We start from the raw sequence: 17,388 nt of genomic DNA, 5'->3' as shown, positions 1-17,388 counted from the left end.
AAAATGATTTTCACTTTTAGACATATCCTTGCCCACAGTGCGTCCCGACGCAATTTGACGTGCATCCTGCGCGAAAGTCGGTCAACCGGCAAATACGATTTTTTCCGGTAATAGCATTAGCCGGACTAATAATGGGCACAGACAAAACTCTGACTCAGACGTCAGACGGTCGCGCCACAACCGCCCCATGCCTGTTAGAATGCGCGGCTATTTTCTGGCGACCCCCGGTTTCTAGCATGTCCCGACTCAATCCCAGGCAACAGGAAGCCCGTGACTACGTCGGCGGCCCTCTTTTGGTGCTCGCCGGTGCAGGCTCCGGCAAGACCAGCGTGATCACACGCAAGATTGCCCACCTGATCCAGAACTGCGGCATCCGTGCCCAGTACATCGTCGCGATGACCTTCACCAACAAGGCCGCGCGCGAGATGAAGGAGCGGGTCGCCACCCTGCTGCGCCCGGGGGAAGGCCGTGGCCTGACGGTATGCACCTTTCACAACCTGGGCCTGAACATCATCCGCAAGGAGCATGACCGGCTGGGCTACAAGCCAGGCTTCTCGATCTTCGATGAGTCCGACATCAAGGCATTGCTGTCGGACATCATGCAGAAGGAATACTCCGGCGACGACGGCATCGACGAGATCAAGAACATGATCGGTGCCTGGAAGAACGACCTGATCCTTCCTGCCCAAGCCCTGGAAAAGGCGCGCAACCCGCGCGAGCAGACCGCCGCCATCGTCTACACCCACTACCAGCGCACGCTCAAGGCGTTCAACGCGTTGGACTTCGACGACCTGATCCTGCTGCCGGTCAAGCTGTTCCAGGAGCACCCCGATGTGCTCGAACGCTGGCAGAACCGCGTGCGCTACCTGCTGGTGGACGAATACCAGGACACCAACGCCAGCCAGTACCTGTTGGTGAAGATGCTGATCGGCATGCGCAACCAGTTCACCGTGGTCGGCGATGATGACCAGTCGATCTACGCCTGGCGTGGTGCCCGCCCAGAAAACCTGATGCTGCTCAAGGAGGACTATCCCTCCCTGAAAATCGTCATGCTCGAGCAGAACTACCGCTCCACCAGCCGCATCCTGCGCTGTGCCAACGTACTGATCGCCAACAACCCCCATGCGTTTGAAAAGCAGCTGTGGAGCGAAATGGGCGTGGGCGACGAAATCCGGGTGATTCGCTGCAAGAACGAGGAAGCCGAGGCCGAACGCGTGGCCATGGAAATCCTCACCCTGCACCTGCGCACCAACCGCCCGTACAGCGACTTTGCCATCCTCTACCGCGGCAACTACCAGGCCAAGCTGATCGAGCTGAAGCTGCAGCACCACCAGGTGCCGTATCGCCTGTCCGGCGGCAACAGCTTCTTTGGTCGCCAAGAGGTCAAGGACCTCATGGCCTACCTGCGCCTGCTGGTGAACCCGGACGACGACAACGCCTACCTGCGGGTGATCAACGTGCCGCGCCGCGAGATCGGCTCGACCACCCTGGAAAAGCTCGGCAACTACGCCACCGAGCGCGGTATCTCGATGTACGCCGCCAGCGAGGAGCTGGGCCTGGGCGAGCACCTGGATGCCCGCTATACCGAGCGCCTGCAGCGCTTCAAGCACTGGCTGGACGGGGTACGCCACAAGGTTGCCCTGGAAGACCCGATCGCCGCGCTGCACGAAATGATCCGCGACATCGATTACGAGAACTGGATCCGCCAGCAGACTGCCAGCGACAAGGCTGCGGAGTTTCGCATCAGCAACGTCTGGTTCCTGGTCGAAGCGCTGAAGAACACCCTCGAGAAGGACGAAGAGGGTGACATGACGATCGAGGACGCCATCGGCAAGCTGGTGCTGCGCGACATGCTCGAGCGCCAGCAGGAAGAGGAAGAGAACGCCGAAGGTGTGCAGATGATGACCCTGCACGCCTCCAAGGGCCTGGAGTTTCCCTACGTGTTCATCATGGGCATGGAGGAGGAAATCCTCCCTCACCGCTCGAGCATCGAGGCCGACACCATCGAAGAGGAACGCCGCCTGGCCTACGTGGGCATCACCCGCGCGCGCCAGACCCTGGCGTTCACCTTCGCTGCCAAGCGCAAGCAATACGGCGAAATCATCGACTGCACGCCCAGCCGGTTCCTCGACGAACTGCCGCCGGACGACCTGGCTTGGGAAGGCCTGGACGATGCGCCTGTGGAAGTAAAAGCCGCGCGTGGCAACAACGCATTGGCCGATATCCGGGCAATGCTCAAACGCTGATCAACCATTACTCTTTAACTTTGCCGCTTCTCGCGGCCACCTTTGCTACATCGAGGAAACAACAGTGGAAGCACTGCAGCAGAAGATTCGCGAAGAAGGCATCGTGCTTTCCGATCAGGTTCTCAAAGTCGATGCGTTTCTCAACCACCAGATCGACCCTGCGCTGATGCAGCTGATCGGTGACGAGTTCGCCCGTCTGTTCGCCGACGCCGGCGTGACCAAAATCGTCACCATCGAAGCGTCGGGCATTGCACCGGCGGTGATGACTGGCCTGAAGCTGGGCGTGCCGGTGATCTTCGCGCGCAAGCACCAGTCGCTGACCCTGACCGAGAACCTGCTGACCGCCTCGGTGTACTCCTTCACCAAGCAGACCGAGAACACCGTGGCCATCTCGCCACGCCACCTCAACAGCAGCGACCGCGTGCTGGTGATCGACGACTTCCTGGCCAACGGCAAGGCGTCGCAGGCGCTGATCTCGATCATCAAGCAGGCCGGTGCCACCGTTGCCGGCCTCGGTATCGTCATCGAAAAATCGTTCCAGGGCGGCCGTGCCGAGCTGGACAGCCAGGGCTACCGCGTTGAATCGCTGGCCCGCGTGAAATCGCTGGAAGGCGGTGTGGTCAGCTTCATCGAGTAAGCCTGGCTGGCCTCAAGCCGGCTTTTACAGGTACTGCACAACGCCCAAGCGCTGTGCACGCCTGAGAAGCTGGCTTGCAGGCGATCGGCTGCACCGCAGCCTCAGCCAGTCGCAGCCAAACCCGCCAACAACAGCCGCTGATACACCTCTTCCTTAAGCCCTTGGGGATCATCCAGGCCCATGCGCGCCAACTGCGCCGCATATCCCTCAGGCCCCGGTGCATCCAACGCCGCCTTGCCCAGCTGCAGCACCTCGCTCAGCTTGAACTTGCTCTTCAGCCAGTTCAGCGCCCGCAGCAAGTCCCGCTCCTCGGCCGTGAAGTCAGTCCCCAGTGGATACTCCGGGAACAGCCGTGCATGCCGTGCGCGGATCGCCTCCAGCCGCTCAGGCGTGTTGTCGGTAAAACGCACATCCAGCTGGAAATCCTTGGCCAGCTTGCCCGCACCCTTGGCCTGCTCGATGAGCTCGCCCTGGAACCTTGAATCACTGATCGCCAGCAACCGCGCGATCACGTCAGCGTCAGTCTGGCCTCGCAGGTCGGCGATACCATACTCGGTCACCACGATATCGCGCAGGTGCCGTGGAATGGTGCAGTGGCCATAGGCCCAGAGCAGATTGGAGCTGACTTCACCCCCGGCTTCGCGCCAGCTGCGCAACAGCAGGATCGACCGCCCGCCCTCCAGCGCATGCCCCTGGGCGACGAAGTTGTACTGCCCGCCCACGCCGCTGAGCACACGGCCATCTTCCAACTGGTCGGCCACCCCTGCGCCAAGCAGGGTCATGGTGAACACTGTGTTGATGAAGCGTGCATCACGGCGCTGGCGGCGCTTGAGTTCTTCCTGGCCATACAGCTCGTTGATGAAGCTGATGCGCGTCATGGCGAAAAGCGCCCGCTGTTGCAGCGGCATTTCCCGCAAGCGCTGGTAGAACGCTCGCGGGCCCAGAAAGAACCCCCCATGCACAAGCACACCGTGCTCGTCCGCCGGGCGCCTTACCACCCCCGCTTCGGCCAGCGCCAGCAAGCCGTTGACGAACATTTCGCTGCAGCCGTAAAGGCCTTGGGCGAAGGTATCCAGGCCGCCTTCTCGTGCGATCAATGCCTGCCACGGGCCGACGTCCAGCTCATCCATCAATGCCCGGTAGCCAGCGTTGTCGCCCTGGCGCGCCAGCAGCGCAGCCGCAACGGCATCGCCCATTGCACCGATGCCAATCTGCAAGGTGCCGCCATCGCGCACCAGGGTACTGGCGTGCAAGCCGATGCAGTGGTCCTGGGTAGTGACCGGCATGTTCGGGGTGGAAAACAACCGGCGTTGCTCCGCCTGGTCGATCAGCAGGTCGAAGGCTTCGATGCCCAGCTCGGAATCGCCCGGCATGTAGGGCAACTCGGCATGCACCTGGCCGAGCATGAGGATGGTTTCGCCGGCCGCGCGACGCTTGGCAATCATCGGCAGCAGGTCGAGGGTGATATCGGGGTTGCAGGCCAGGCTCAAGTGCACGGGCCTTTCCGGCGTGGCAGCCACCAGCTGGGCGACCAGGTTCAGTCCCTTGGCGTTGATATCGCGGGCGGCATGGGTGTAGTTGCTGCTGACATAGTCCTGCTGCGCGGCCTCGCTGTGCAGCAGGCTGCCGGGCTGCATGAAGAACTGTTCGACACGAATGTTGGGCGGCAGCGTGTCATTGCGCAGGTCAGCGATGAACGTGAGGTCTTCGTAATCGGCAAATACACGCTCGACGAAGGGCTCCAGAAAACGCCGCTGCAGGCCGTCGCCCAAGGGTGGCCGGCCAAGGCACAGCGCGGTGTAGATCGTCAGGCGCCGCTCAGGCAGGTCGCGTACACGGGCATACAGGGCATTGACGAAAGCATTGGGTTTGCCAAGCCCCAAGGGCAAGCCCATATGAATGTGGGCTGGCAGACGCGCCAGCACCTGATCGACGGCCTGGTCGATGGAACAGAGGTGCATCGTGGCCTCCTGAGTCTTCCGTAGGTTCAGGGGTTGGACATGAACCTGGGTTGGTTTGTTGCCTGCACCGCGACAGGGCCGGTAAAGACGCCGCAAATACAAAGCCCGCCATGGAAGGCGGGCCCTGGGTAATTCAGCGACGGCTCAAAGGCCGGACATCTTCTGGATCGCTGCCTTGAGGTCATCATCCGAGCAATCCGCGCAGGTGCCTTTCGGCGGCATGGCGTTGATGCCGGTAATGGCCTTGGCCAGGATGCCGTCAAGGCCGCCCTGGTGATCGGCGCGTTCTTTCCAGGCCGCCGTGTCGCCGATCTTCGGCGCCCCCAGCAGGCCGGTGCCATGGCAGGCGTTGCAGTGCTTGGCAATCACTTCATCCGGCGTCTTGGCGCCACCACCGCCTGCTGCGGTGGCCACTTCCATGCCCTTGCATTCCTGGCCCTGCACGCACACCTGGCCGACGGGCTCCAGGCGCTTGGCAATATCATCATTGGTCGCAGCAGTTACGTTCATTGCCCAGAGGGCGAATATGGCTGCTGGTACGGCCAGCATCTTCTTGATTTGGTTCACGCGAACACCCTCATGGTGGCTAATCACGCCCGCGGCCACGGTAATGCGAGCGTTGAAAAGTATAGCGGGAACCTACAAGCCGTGAAACGACCCTACTCGGGAAAGGGGTATTGCCGAATCAATGCACTGCGCTGGATCAAAAGTTTGAAGGCGTGGCCGCGCTGATCAGCCGCGCAGGCTGGTCGAACGGGTTGCGAAAGCGGTGCGGGCGGGTGCTCTCGAAGTAGTAGCTGTCACCCTCTTCGAGGATGAAGGTTTCACTGCCCACCACCAGTTCAAGGCGGCCTTCGAGCAGAATGCCGGTCTCTTCCCCGTCGTGGGTGAGCATTTCTTCGCCGGTATCGGCACCCGGCGGGTACACCTCGTTCAGGAAGGCAATCGCCCGGTTGGGGTGCGACTTGCCCACCAGCTTCATGGTCACTGCGCCGTCCGAAATGTCGATCAGCTCGTGGGCCTTATAGACGATCTGCGCGGGGCTTTCGGCTTCAAACTCGACCGAAAAGAACTCGACCATGGACATGGGAATACCGCTCAACACCTTGCGCAGCGAGCTGATCGACGGGCTCACGCTGTTCTTCTCGATCATCGAGATGGTGCTGTTGGTCACACCCGCACGCTTGGCGAGTTCACGCTGGGACAGGCCCTTGAGCTTGCGGATGGCTTGCAGTCGTTCGCCGACGTCCAAAGCTGGAGCCTCCTGAAACGGTGAAGTGGCGGGTGAATGTGAACGATATCATGGCAATGCCGTTCAGTATTTACAACACACCGCCGCTCCAGCTGTCCGCTTCGGCGTCTTATTCGCCGTAATAGTCCAGCGGTACCCGCTTCAGGTTGCAGAAGATCTGGTAGGGAATGGTCCCGGCCTGCAGGGCCACTTCACTGGCCAGCACCTGCTTGCCCCACAACTCGACCGGGCTGCCGACGGTTGCCTCAGGAACGTCGGTAAGGTCGATGCACAGCATGTCCATGGAGACGCGGCCAATCAGCTGGCTGCGCTTGCCGGCGACCACCACCGGCGTGCCGGTAGGTGCCTGGCGTGGGTAGCCGTCGGCATAGCCCATGGCGACCACGCCCACACGGGTCGGCCGTGGGCTGACGAACTTGGCGCCGTAGCCTACCGGCGCCCCCGCGGGCAGCTCCCGCACGCTGATGACCCGCGACTGCAGGGTCATGACCGGTTGCAAGCGTGCAGCCTGAGCCTGCTCCACTTCGAAGGGCGTCGCGCCATACAGCATGATGCCTGGGCGCACCCAGTCGCTCGGCGCCTGCGGCCAGGCGAGCACGCCGGGCGAGTTGCGCAGGCTGCATTCGGCAGCCAGCCCTTGGCGGGCGGCGTCGAACTCGGCGACCTGATGGGCAGTGGCGTCGGCGTCCAGTTCGTCAGCACGGGCGAAGTGGCTCATCAGCACGATACGCACAACCTTGCCGCTGGCCAGCAGGCGCTGGTAGGCGTCGCGGTAATCCTTGGGGTGCAAGCCCACACGGTGCATGCCGCTGTCGAGCTTCAGCCAGACGGTGAGCGGCTTGTGCACCTGCGTTTTCTCGATCGCTTCGAGCTGCCACAGCGAATGCACCACGCACCACAGGTCGTGCTCGGCGATCAGTGCCAGTTCGCTGGCTTCGAAAAAGCCCTCCAGCAGCAGGACCGGTGCCTTGATGCCCGCAGCCCGCAGCTCCAGGGCCTCCTCGATGCAGGCCACGGCAAAGCCGTCGGCTTCCGGCTCCAGGGCCAAGGCGCAACGCACGGCACCATGGCCGTAGGCATCGGCCTTGATCACGGCGAGGGCCTTGGCGCCGGTCAGTTCACGGGCAAGGCGGTAGTTGTGGCGCAAGGCCTGGAGGTCGATCAGGGCGCGGGCGGGACGCATGGCGGCAGCCTTATGGTGGTTCAGGTTGAAAACGGTGTTGCCTGGTTGCCGGCGGCAAGGCCGGTAAAGCGAGCCAATTACTGATGCACGGGCGCCGTCTGGCCTTGCTTGGCAACTTCCTGGGCGTTGCCATAACGGGAAATGTCCAGGCCTTCGGCACTGATCTGCGGCTTCTTGCGCGCAATCAGGTCAGCCAGCAGGCGGCCGGAACCGCAGGCCATGGTCCAACCCAGCGTACCGTGGCCGGTGTTGAGGAACAGGTTGCGGAACGCGGTGGCACCCACGATCGGCGTGCCGTCCGGGGTGGCCGGGCGCAGGCCGGTCCAGAAGCTGGCTTGGCTCAAGTCGCCGCCGCGAGGATAAAGGTCGTTGACGATCATCTCCAGCGTTTCGCGCCGACGCGGGTTCAGCGACAGGTCAAAACCGGCAATTTCGGCCATGCCGCCCACACGGATGCGGTTATCGAAGCGGGTAATGGCGACCTTGTAGGTTTCGTCGAGAATGGTCGAGGTCGGTGCCATGTCGGCGTTGGTGATCGGCACGGTCAGCGAATAACCCTTGAGCGGATACACCGGCGCCTTGATGCCCAGCGGCTTGAGCAACTGCGGCGAATAGCTGCCCAGGGCAAGCACGTACCGGTCAGCGGTTTCCAGCTTGCCGTCGATCCACACACCGTTGACACGGTCACCGGCGAAGTCCAGGCGCTGGATGTCCTGGCCGAAGCGGAATTCGACGCCCAGCTTGACCGCCATTTCAGCGAGCTTGGTGGTGAACAGCTGGCAGTCGCCCGTCTGGTCGTTGGGCAGGCGCAGGGCGCCAGCGAGAATGTCCTTGACCCCAGCCAGGGCCGGCTCGACCCGGGCAATGCCATCGCGATCAAGCAGTTCATAAGGCACGCCGGACTGCTCGAGCACGGCGATATCCTTGGCGGCGGCATCCACCTGGGCCTGGGTACGGAACAACTGGGTAGTGCCCAGGGTGCGGCTTTCGTAGGCGATGCCGGTTTCGGCGCGCAGCTCGTCGAGGCAGTCGCGGCTGTATTCGGACAGGCGCACCATGCGCTCTTTGTTCACTGCATAGCGGCTGGCGGTGCAGTTACGCAGCATCTGTGCCATCCACAGGTACTGATCGACATCGCCGGTGAGCTTGATGGCCAGGGGGGCGTGGCGTTCGAGCAGCCACTTGATAGCCTTCAGCGGCACGCCTGGGGCAGCCCAGGGCGAGGCATAACCGGGCGAGATCTGGCCTGCGTTGGCGAAGCTGGTCTCCATGGCCACCGCCGGCTGGCGATCGACCACAGTCACTTCAAAACCTTGCCGGGCCAGATAATAGGCACTGGCGGTTCCGATTACACCGCTACCAAGTACCAGCACTCGCATTGTTCATCCCTCGCACGCGGCGCACCGCATTTTTGTTGATATGTCATGGATGCGCGCAGTATAAAAATTACAAGCCAGTGCAATTCACTATATAAAAGCCTATATTTGGCGAGAATTCTCGGCAAAATCGCCTTTCACGGAGGGGCATCCCCTATGAGAACCCAGCACCAGAGCAAGCGTGAACTGGACAAGATCGACCGCAACATTCTGCGGATCCTGCAGAATGACGGGCGTATTTCCTTCACCGAACTGGGCGAGAAAGTTGGGCTTTCCACCACGCCTTGCACCGAGCGCGTTCGCCGCCTGGAACGCGAGGGCATCATCATGGGCTACAACGCCCGGCTCAACCCGCAGCACCTGAAAGGCAGCCTGCTGGTGTTCGTGGAAATCAGCCTGGATTACAAGTCGGGCGACACCTTCGAGGAATTCCGCCGCGCGGTATTGAAGCTGCCACACGTACTGGAATGCCACCTGGTTTCAGGCGACTTCGACTACCTGGTAAAGGCACGTATTTCGGAGATGGCCTCCTACCGCAAGCTCCTTGGCGACATCCTGCTGAAGCTGCCGCACGTGCGCGAATCGAAGAGCTACATCGTGATGGAAGAGGTAAAGGAAAGCCTTTGCCTGCCGATCCCGGACTGAGGCTAAACCAGCACCTGGCGCGTGGTGGCAATGAACTGATGCACCAGTTGCTCGGCAGCAGGCTCGATCATCGGCTCAGGGCCACGGCCACGCGGGCAGGCCATGCGTGGGGTGGTGCCGAACAGCCGGCAGATCATCGGGCGCTCGTCGTAGACCGTGCAGCCATCGGGGCCAAGGTGCACGCAATCCAGGCGCTCCAGAGCGGCGTCCTGTTCGGCCTGGGTCTTGCGCGGCAGGCGGGCCATTTCTTCCGCCGAAGTGGTGACCGGGCCGCAGCAGTCGTGGCAGCCGGGCTCGCATTCGAATGAAGGGATGAGTTCGCGCAGAAACTGGATTTTGTGGCGGTTGCAGGACATGGCGGGAAACACGTTGAAGACTGAGGGTGGATTATAGGGCCAATCGCCGGCAAGGCGGCGATGAGGCCAGTTGCCCCACCCTGAAACCGCAGCTTATTCTCCCCCTTCTGTTTGAATAGCCAGGACCTGCCCAATGATCCACAGCGCGCAGCACGCCGCCTCCTACTACGCCGCCAGCAGCGCGCCACACCCCGACCACCCCTTCCTGCAAGGCGAACACAGCGCCGACGTGTGCATCGTCGGCGGCGGCTACTCAGGGCTTAACACCGCCATCGAGCTGGCCGAACGCGGTCTGTCGGTAATCCTGCTGGAGGCACGCAAGCTGGGCTGGGGCGCCAGCGGACGCAATGGTGGCCAACTCATCCGCGGCGTTGGCCATGGCCTGGAGCAGTTCCTCCCGGTGATCGGCGAGCAAGGCGTGCGCAGCATGAAGTTGATGGGCTTGGAAGCCGTGGAAATAGTCCGCGAGCGGGTCGAGCGCCATGCCATTGCCTGCGACCTGACCTGGGGTTACTGCGACCTGGCCAACAAGCCCGGCGAGCTGCAAGGCTTTGCCGAAGAGGCCGAGCAACTGCGTAGCCTGGGCTACCGTCACGACCTGCGACTGGTGCACAAGGACGACCTCCACAGCGTGGTCGGCTCCGACCGCTATGCCGGTGGCTTGATCGACATGGGCTCGGGGCACCTGCACCCGCTCAACCTCGCCCTCGGCGAAGCAGCCGTGGCCAGCCGCCTCGGTGTGCAACTGTATGAGCAGTCCGAAGTCAGCCGCATCGCGTATGGCCCAGAGGTGAAGGTACACACCGCACAAGGCTGCGTGCGGGCCAAGACCTTGGTGCTGTGCTGCAATGCCTATCACAACGACCTCAACCGCGAGCTGGGCGGCAAGGTGCTGCCCGCCGGCAGCTACATCATCGCCACCGAACCGCTCGGTGCAGAGCGCGCACGTCAGTTGTTGCCGCAGAACATGGCGGTGTGCGACCAGCGCGTTGCCCTGGACTACTATCGCCTATCCGCCGACCACCGCCTGCTGTTCGGCGGCGCCTGCCATTATTCGGGCCGCGACCCACAGGACATCGCCGCCTACATGCGGCCAAAGATGCTCAAGGTATTCCCGCACCTGGCCGATGTGCGCATCGATTACCAATGGGGCGGCATGATTGGCATCGGCGCCAACCGCCTGCCACAGATCGGCCGCCTGGCCAGCCAGCCGAACGTCTATTACGCCCAGGCCTACTCAGGCCACGGCCTCAACGCCACCCACCTGGCCGCGCGCCTGCTGGGCGAGGCGATCAGCGGCCAGCAGAGCGGGCGCTTCGACCTGTTCGCCAAGGTGCCGCACATGACATTCCCCGGCGGCAAGCACCTGCGCTCGCCCCTGCTTGCGCTGGGGATGCTCTGGCACCGACTCAAGGAGTTGGTCTAGGTTCCCCGTCACACCCTCCAGAACGGCTTGCGCCCCTCCTCGCGAGCCTGCTCCCAGCTCAACCCAATATCGCGCAACTGGTCATCGTCCAGTTGCAACAGCGCCCGGCGGGTATGCCAGCGATGCAGCATCAGGCCCCAACGGCCTAGGCCTGCCGGCGCATTGAAGACCTTGGCCTGCTGCCCTGCTTCCAGTTCTTTGGCCATCAGTTGCAAGCGCACATCGCTCATACCACCCATCGCTGCGTTCTCCCGTTCAGTTGATACCGTGGAGAAAGGATGCGCGCTGGCGACCCCGACAATACAGAACCACTGCAGCGTTATTATTCCCATACAGAATTGGCGGCCGATCAGCTGAATGCTGTATTTTCGGTACAACTGTACTGGTCGACCACGCATAGCTGCCCAGGAGTATGCCGTGACGCTCTACCTGAACCTCGCCGAATTGCTGGGCGCCCGTATCGAGCAGGGCCTCTACCGCCCAGGCCAGCGGCTGCCGTCGGTACGCGCCCTGAGCGTGGAGCATGGCGTCAGCCTGAGCACCGTGCAGCAGGCCTACCGCATGCTGGAAGACAGCGGCATGGTGTCCCCACGCCCCAAGTCCGGCTACTTCGTAAGCGACCATCGCCACCCCGCCGCCCTGCCCGCCGTCAGCCGCCCAGCCCAGCGCCCGGTGGATATCTCGCAATGGGAGCAGGTGCTGGACCTGGTACGCAGCACCCCGCGCAAGGACGTGATTCAGCTCGGCCGCGGCATGCCCGACATCGACAGCCCTAGCCTCAAGCCCCTGCTGCGCAGCCTCGCCCAGCTCAGCCGGCGGCAGGACATGCCGGGGCTGTACTACGACAACATCCACGGCAACCTCACCCTGCGCGAGCAGATCGCCCGCTTGATGCTGGACTCCGGCTGCCGCCTTGGCCCGGCCGACCTGGTGGTGACCACGGGCTGCCACGAGGCGCTGTCGTGCAGCATCCGCGCAGTATGCGAGCCTGGGGATATCGTTGCGGTCGACTCGCCAAGCTTTCATGGCGCCATGCAAACCCTCAAAGGGCTGGGCATGAAGGCGCTGGAGATCCCCACCGACCCGGTCACCGGTATCAGCCTGGAAGCCCTGGAGCTGGCGCTCGAACAGTGGCCCATCAAGCTCATACAGATCACCCCGAGCTGTAATAACCCGCTCGGCTACATCATGCCCGAAGCACGCAAGAAGGCCCTGCTGAGCCTGGCCCAACGCTACGACGTGGCAATTCTCGAGGACGATGTGTATGGCGACCTGGCCTACACCTACCCGCGCCCGCGCACGCTCAAGTCATTCGATGACGACGGCCGCGTGCTGCTGTGCAGTTCGTTCTCCAAGACCCTTGCCCCCGGCCTGCGCATCGGCTGGGTAGCGCCTGGGCGCTACCTGGAGCGGGTGCTGCACATGAAGTACATCAGCACCGGCAGCACCGCCACCCAGCCCCAGTTGGCCATCGCCGACTTCATCGCCGCCGGGCATTACCAACCGCACCTGCGCCGGATGCGCAGCCAGTACCAGCGTGGCCGCGACCTGATGAGCGACTGGGTGAGCCGTTACTTTCCGCCAGGGACCCGTGTCAGCCGCCCACAGGGCGGTTTCATGTTGTGGGTGGAACTGCCTGAACATTTCGATACGCTGCGGCTCAATCGCGCTTTACTGGAGCAAGGTGTGCAAATTGCCGTAGGCAGCATCTTTTCGGCATCGGGCAAGTTCCGCCACTGCCTGCGCATGAACTTTGCTTCAAAGCCCACGCCGCAGATCGAGGCTGCCGTACGCAAGGTCGGTGAAACCGCCCTTTGTCTACTGGATGAAGATTTGGTCTGCGCGTAACTTTGCGCCGCCCACCAGAGTCCAACCCTCAAGCCTTTGCTGCACAGGATGATGCACCCTTGAAACTCCAGCGAGCTCTGCCTCTGTTGCTGGCGCTGCTGCTCGGCCTCAACGGTTGTGCCAGCGTCGATGCACCGCGCGAGGTTAGCCAGGCGTTGCCGGCCAGCGAGTCGGCCTTCGGCCGTTCGGTGATGCGCCAGGCCGCCCCCTATGAAGGGCGCTCGGGCTTCCGCCTGCTGCCCAACAGCAATGAAGCCTTCCGTGCCCGTGCCGAGCTGATCCGCAACGCCCAGGCAAGCATCGACCTGCAGTACTACATCGTCCACGACGGCTTGAGCACCCGCGCCCTGGTCCATGAGCTGCTACGCGCCGCCGACCGCGGCGTGCGCGTGCGCATCCTGCTCGACGACACCACCAGCGATGGCCTGGACGCCATCATAGGCACCCTCGATGCCCACCCAAACATCCAGATCCGGGTGTTCAACCCGCTGCACCTGGGCCGCAGTACCGGCGTCACACGGGCCATGGGCCGGCTGTTCAATCTGTCGCGCCAGCACCGGCGCATGCACAACAAGTTGTCCCTGGTCGACAACAGCATGGCCATCGTCGGCGGACGCAATCTGGGCGATGAGTATTTCGATGCCGAACCCAACCTCAACTTCACCGACATCGACCTGCTCGGCGTCGGCCCGGTGGCCGAGCAGTTGGGGCACAGCTTCGACCAGTACTGGAACAGCGCCCTGAGCCGGCCCATTGGTGACTTCATGTGGCGCATGCCGGACGCTGCCGACCTGCGCGCTAGCCGCCATCGCCTGGAGGTGTCGCTGGCCGAGGCACGGGTCAAACGCAAGGCACTGTACGACCGCCTGATGGCCTATCAGTCCCAGCCGCACCTGGATGTCTGGCGCAACGAATTGATCTGGGCCCACAGCCAGGCCCTGTGGGATGCGCCAAGCAAAGTACTGGCTGCCGATGTGCCCGACCCGCAACTGCTGATGAGCCAGCAACTGGCACCGGACCTGGCCAGCGTGCACCAGGAGCTGATCCTGGTTTCGGCCTATTTCGTGCCTGGCGAGCCTGGGCTGCTGTACCTGACCGGCCGCGCCGACGCCGGCGCTTCGGTCAAGCTGCTGACCAACTCGCTGGAAGCCACCGACGTACCGGCCGTGCATGGCGGGTATGCACCGTATCGCCGAGCATTGCTTGAACACGGTGTGCAACTGTACGAGCTGCGCCGCCAGCCAGGCGACCCCAGCGCAGGGCGCCTGAGCTTCCATGGCAGCTCTGATTCGAGCCTGCACAGCAAGGCGATCGTGTTCGACCGGCACAAGACCTTCATCGGCTCGTTCAACTTCGACCCGCGGTCGGTGCTGTGGAACACCGAGGTAGGGGTGCTGGTGGACAGCCCGGAACTGGCCGAATACACCCGCGAACTGGCCGTGCAGGGCATGGCACCGCCGTTGAGCTATCAAGTGAAGCTGGTCAATGACAAGCTGGTCTGGGTGACTGAAGACAACGGCCAACAGCATGTGTTGGCATCGGAGCCCGGTGGGCTGTGGCGACGGTTCAATGCCTGGATCAGCAAGGCCGTCGGGCTGGAGAAGATGTTGTAGCTCCGGTTGCCCAGGGCTGCAGCGCAGCCCCAGGCAGTGATCACGCGGCGGCAGGCTCGAACGCACCGCGCCGACGCGTCAACACCACCAGCCCCGCGGCCCCCGCCGCCATCAACAACGGCAGTGCGTGCCCACTGATCCATTGGCTGCCGGCCCCGGCCAGCAACGGCCCGAGCAGGCAGCCAATGCCCCACAGCTGCGCCACGTGGGCATTGGCGCGTACCAGCGCATCATCCCGGTAACGCTCGCCGATCAGCACCAGCGACAAGGTGAACAACCCTCCGGCGCTGGCCCCGAACAGTACCCACAGTGGCCAGATTGCCGGCGTATTCAACAGCAGTGGAATCGCCAGGCTGGAACACATCAACGTCACAGCGCACCCGGTGAACAAGGTGCGCCGCGACATGTGGTCGGCCAGCGCCCCGATCGGCAGTTGTAGCACTGCGTCTCCCACCACCACGGTACTGACCATGAACAACGCGACTTCGGTGGTGAAGCCTTGTTGCAGGCAATACACCGGCAGCAGCGTAAGGATCATCGCCTCGAAAGACGCGAACAAGGCGATCGCCCAAGCAATCACCGGCAGGCGTCGACAGAATGCGAACAGGTCACGGAAGGTGACGCTGCAGGCCTCGGTGCTGGGCGCACCACCCCGCCCCAGTAACAGCAAGGGAGCCAGCAGCAGCAAGCCCGTCGCGGCCCAGAAACCGAAGTCATCGTCGGAGCCCAGCACGCCCAGCACCAAAGGCCCGGCCAACTGGCTCAAGGCATAACTGCTGCCATACAACGCCACCAACCGGCCACGCCATTGTTCGACCACCAGTTGGTTGATCCAGCTTTCGCCCAGGATGAACACGACGGTCAGCGACATGCCAATCAGCAGTCGCAAGGCCAGCCACAGGGAATAGCTGGGCAGCAGTGCCACCAGCCCGATCGACAACGCCCCGCCCCACAGGCACAAGCGCATCGCCGCCGGCACGCCTACCCATCCGGCCAGGCGGCTGGCCAGGCTGGCACCGAGCAGCACGCCAAGCGCTGGCATCGCTGCCATTACGCCGATGGCGAAGCCACCGTAGCCCCAGCCTTCCAGGCGCAGGGATACCAGCGGCATGCTCACGCCGAGCGCGAGCCCGACGCTCAGCACCGACGCCAATACGGCAAAGTAGGTTCCCCAGCGCATTGCAGCCTCCCAGGCAGAATTCTTGAACAGCAGAGACGACACAGCCGGGGCGGCTAGAACCGACCCGGCTGTTGATGGAGCTGCGGTGCAGCCCGCTGGATTAAAGCTTGATCCAGGTGGCCTTCAGCTCGGTGTACTTCTCCAGCGCGTGCAGCGACTTGTCGCGGCCGTTGCCCGACTGCTTGAAGCCACCGAACGGGGCAGTCATGTCGCCGCCGTCATACTGGTTGACCCAGACGCTGCCAGCACGCACGGCGCGGGCGGTCTTGTGGGCCTTGGAGATGTCCGAGGTCCAGATGCCGGCCGCCAGCCCATACGGGGTGTCGTTGGCGATGGCGATGGCTTCTTCGGCGGTGTCGAAGGCGATCACCGACAGCACTGGGCCGAAGATTTCTTCCTGGGCGATCTTCATGGCGTTGGTCACACCGTCGAAGATGGTCGGTTCAACGTACGTGCCACCTGTCTCTTCCAGGGTGCGCTTACCACCCGCCAGCAGCGTGGCGCCGTCCTTGTGGCCGGCGTCGATGTACGACAGCACGGTGTTCATCTGCTGGGTATCGACCAGCGCGCCGACGGTGGTTTGCGGGTCCAGCGGGTTGCCGGGTTTCCAGCCTTTGAGGGCCTCGACCACCATGGGCAGGAACTTGTCCTTGATCGAACGCTCGACCAGCAGGCGCGAACCTGCGGTGCAGACTTCGCCCTGGTTGAAGGCAATGGCGCTGGCCGCCGCTTCGGCAGCAGCCTTCAGGTCCGGTGCGTCGGCGAAGACGATGTTCGGGCTCTTGCCGCCAGCTTCCAGCCAGATGCGCTTCATGTTCGACTCGCCAGCGTAGACCATCAGCTGCTTGGCGATCTTGGTCGAGCCGGTGAACACCAGGGTGTCCACATCCATGTGCAGGGCCAGTGCCTTGCCCACAGTGTGGCCATAGCCTGGCAGCACGTTCAGCACGCCAGCCGGGATGCCGGCCTCGATGGCCAGCTGGGCGATGCGGATGGCGGTCAGTGGCGATTTCTCGGAAGGCTTGAGTACCACCGAGTTACCGGTAGCCAGCGCCGGGCCGAGCTTCCAGCAGGCCATCAGCAGCGGGAAGTTCCACGGTACGATGGCACCCACCACGCCGACCGCTTCCCGGGTAACCAGGCCCAGTTGGTCGTGTGGGGTCGGGGCGACTTCGTCGTAGACTTTGTCGATGGCTTCAGCGGTCCAGTGGATGGCATTGGCCGCGCCTGGGATATCGATGCTGGAGGAGTCGCCGATCGGCTTGCCCATGTCCAGGGTTTCCAGCAGCGCCAGCTCTTCGACGTGCTTGCGCAGCAGGTCGGCGAAGCGGATCAGCTTGGCCTTGCGCTTGGCCGGAGCCAATTGCGACCAAACACCGGCGTTGAAGGTGGCGCGGGCGTTTTCCACAGCGCGGTTGGCATCGGCCAGGTCGCAGCTGGCAACCTTGGCCAGGAAGCGTCCGTCGACCGGGCTCAGGCAGTCGAAGGTCTCACCGGATGCGGCGTCGGTGTATTCGCCGTTGATGAAGGCACGCCCTTCGATCTTCAGTTGCTGGGCACGTTGTTCCCAGTCCGCACGAGTCAGGGTGGTCATACGAAACTCCTCCTCTTGTTTAGGTGCAACGCCGCACTGAGGACTCACAGGCGTTGTCAGAATTCTGGCCG

General features: G+C 63.2%; 15 protein-coding genes. 6 read left to right on the top strand and 9 right to left on the bottom strand.

Translation table 11 applies throughout. From position 1 onward, the window contains the following. The first annotated feature begins 236 nt into the window (after window positions 1–236). Together rep and APH34_RS12340 are read left to right on the top strand one after the other, a co-directional pair. Window positions 237–2,246: a DNA helicase Rep gene (rep, locus tag APH34_RS12345; RefSeq protein WP_054901331.1), complete on the top strand. Its 2,010-nt coding sequence runs from the start codon at window positions 237–239 to the stop codon at window positions 2,244–2,246. 64 nt (window positions 2,247–2,310) lie between these two features. Further along, window positions 2,311–2,883 (top strand): xanthine phosphoribosyltransferase, encoded by a 573-nt coding sequence (locus APH34_RS12340; RefSeq protein ID WP_019472726.1) that lies wholly within the window; start codon window positions 2,311–2,313, stop codon window positions 2,881–2,883. 101 nt (window positions 2,884–2,984) lie between these two features. Here APH34_RS12340 and APH34_RS12335 read toward each other — a convergent pair whose 3' ends face one another. The 5 genes from APH34_RS12335 to dadA all read right to left on the bottom strand — a co-directional run bounded on the left by APH34_RS12335 (window position 2,985) and on the right by dadA (window position 8,658). After that, the gene (locus APH34_RS12335) at window positions 2,985–4,844 is read right to left on the bottom strand and encodes an acetyl-CoA hydrolase/transferase C-terminal domain-containing protein (protein WP_054901330.1); all 1,860 of its coding nucleotides are present in this window, start codon (window positions 4,842–4,844) and stop codon (window positions 2,985–2,987) included. 144 nt (window positions 4,845–4,988) lie between these two features. Continuing rightward, a complete protein-coding gene (locus APH34_RS12330; RefSeq protein WP_177337026.1) occupies window positions 4,989–5,411 on the bottom strand; it encodes a cytochrome c5 family protein in 423 nt (140 codons plus the stop codon). A 136-nt stretch (window positions 5,412–5,547) separates the two neighbouring features. Continuing rightward, entirely contained in the window at window positions 5,548–6,096 is a 549-nt protein-coding gene (locus APH34_RS12325; protein WP_054901329.1) for a cupin domain-containing protein, read from the bottom strand. A 109-nt stretch (window positions 6,097–6,205) separates the two neighbouring features. Continuing rightward, complete coding sequence (alr, locus tag APH34_RS12320) at window positions 6,206–7,279, bottom strand: alanine racemase (protein WP_054901328.1); 1,074 nt, start codon at window positions 7,277–7,279, stop codon at window positions 6,206–6,208. Window positions 7,280–7,356: 77 nt separating this feature from the next. Beyond that, entirely contained in the window at window positions 7,357–8,658 is a 1,302-nt protein-coding gene (gene dadA, locus APH34_RS12315) for a D-amino acid dehydrogenase (protein WP_054901327.1), read from the bottom strand. A 153-nt stretch (window positions 8,659–8,811) separates the two neighbouring features. On the opposite strand from dadA, the gene dadR reads away from it, so the two are divergent. Further along, complete coding sequence (gene dadR / locus APH34_RS12310) at window positions 8,812–9,300, top strand: transcriptional regulator DadR (RefSeq protein ID WP_003258963.1); 489 nt, start codon at window positions 8,812–8,814, stop codon at window positions 9,298–9,300. A gap of 2 nt (window positions 9,301–9,302) precedes the next feature. On the opposite strand, the gene APH34_RS12305 is transcribed toward dadR, so the two are convergent. After that, complete coding sequence (locus APH34_RS12305) at window positions 9,303–9,656, bottom strand: YkgJ family cysteine cluster protein (RefSeq protein WP_054901326.1); 354 nt, start codon at window positions 9,654–9,656, stop codon at window positions 9,303–9,305. A 133-nt stretch (window positions 9,657–9,789) separates the two neighbouring features. On the opposite strand from APH34_RS12305, the gene APH34_RS12300 reads away from it, so the two are divergent. After that, window positions 9,790–11,082, top strand: coding sequence for an FAD-binding oxidoreductase (locus APH34_RS12300; protein WP_054901325.1), 1,293 nt, complete (start codon window positions 9,790–9,792; stop codon window positions 11,080–11,082). Between the two features lie 8 nt (window positions 11,083–11,090). Here the strand turns inward: APH34_RS12300 and APH34_RS12295 are convergent, their stop codons facing one another. After that, window positions 11,091–11,321, bottom strand: a complete 231-nt coding sequence (locus tag APH34_RS12295) for a DUF1127 domain-containing protein (RefSeq protein WP_054901324.1) — start codon at window positions 11,319–11,321, stop codon at window positions 11,091–11,093. Window positions 11,322–11,499: 178 nt separating this feature from the next. Here APH34_RS12295 and APH34_RS12290 point away from each other — a divergent pair, with 178 nt between their 5' ends. Beyond that, complete coding sequence (locus APH34_RS12290) at window positions 11,500–12,930, top strand: PLP-dependent aminotransferase family protein (protein WP_177337025.1); 1,431 nt, start codon at window positions 11,500–11,502, stop codon at window positions 12,928–12,930. A gap of 59 nt (window positions 12,931–12,989) precedes the next feature. Continuing rightward, entirely contained in the window at window positions 12,990–14,543 is a 1,554-nt protein-coding gene (locus tag APH34_RS12285) for a phospholipase D family protein (protein ID WP_054901322.1), read from the top strand. 40 nt (window positions 14,544–14,583) lie between these two features. On the opposite strand, the gene APH34_RS12280 is transcribed toward APH34_RS12285, so the two are convergent. Then, on the bottom strand, window positions 14,584–15,723 hold the full coding sequence (locus APH34_RS12280; protein WP_054901321.1) for an MFS transporter: 1,140 nt from the start codon (window positions 15,721–15,723) through the stop codon (window positions 14,584–14,586). 100 nt (window positions 15,724–15,823) lie between these two features. Next, complete coding sequence (locus APH34_RS12275) at window positions 15,824–17,317, bottom strand: aldehyde dehydrogenase (protein ID WP_054901320.1); 1,494 nt, start codon at window positions 17,315–17,317, stop codon at window positions 15,824–15,826. Window positions 17,318–17,388 lie beyond the last annotated feature (71 nt).

The sequence above is a fragment of the Pseudomonas sp. NBRC 111131 genome (assembly GCF_001320525.1).
Lineage (GTDB): Bacteria > Pseudomonadota > Gammaproteobacteria > Pseudomonadales > Pseudomonadaceae > Aquipseudomonas > Aquipseudomonas ceruminis.
The sequence above is the reverse complement of the archived record's forward strand: the minus strand, read 5'-3'. Positions and strand labels throughout refer to the sequence as shown.

Coding starts and splice junctions, on each gene's coding strand:
- rep (WP_054901331.1), top strand. CDS start 237: ATGTCCCGACTCAATCCCAGGCAACAGGAAGCCCGTGACTACGTCGGC.
- APH34_RS12275 (WP_054901320.1), bottom strand. CDS start 17,317: ATGACCACCCTGACTCGTGCGGACTGGGAACAACGTGCCCAGCAACTG.
- alr (WP_054901328.1), bottom strand. CDS start 7,279: ATGCGTCCCGCCCGCGCCCTGATCGACCTCCAGGCCTTGCGCCACAAC.
- APH34_RS12280 (WP_054901321.1), bottom strand. CDS start 15,723: ATGCGCTGGGGAACCTACTTTGCCGTATTGGCGTCGGTGCTGAGCGTC.
- APH34_RS12335 (WP_054901330.1), bottom strand. CDS start 4,844: ATGCACCTCTGTTCCATCGACCAGGCCGTCGATCAGGTGCTGGCGCGT.
- APH34_RS12295 (WP_054901324.1), bottom strand. CDS start 11,321: ATGGGTGGTATGAGCGATGTGCGCTTGCAACTGATGGCCAAAGAACTG.
- APH34_RS12305 (WP_054901326.1), bottom strand. CDS start 9,656: ATGTCCTGCAACCGCCACAAAATCCAGTTTCTGCGCGAACTCATCCCT.
- dadA (WP_054901327.1), bottom strand. CDS start 8,658: ATGCGAGTGCTGGTACTTGGTAGCGGTGTAATCGGAACCGCCAGTGCC.
- dadR (WP_003258963.1), top strand. CDS start 8,812: ATGAGAACCCAGCACCAGAGCAAGCGTGAACTGGACAAGATCGACCGC.
- APH34_RS12300 (WP_054901325.1), top strand. CDS start 9,790: ATGATCCACAGCGCGCAGCACGCCGCCTCCTACTACGCCGCCAGCAGC.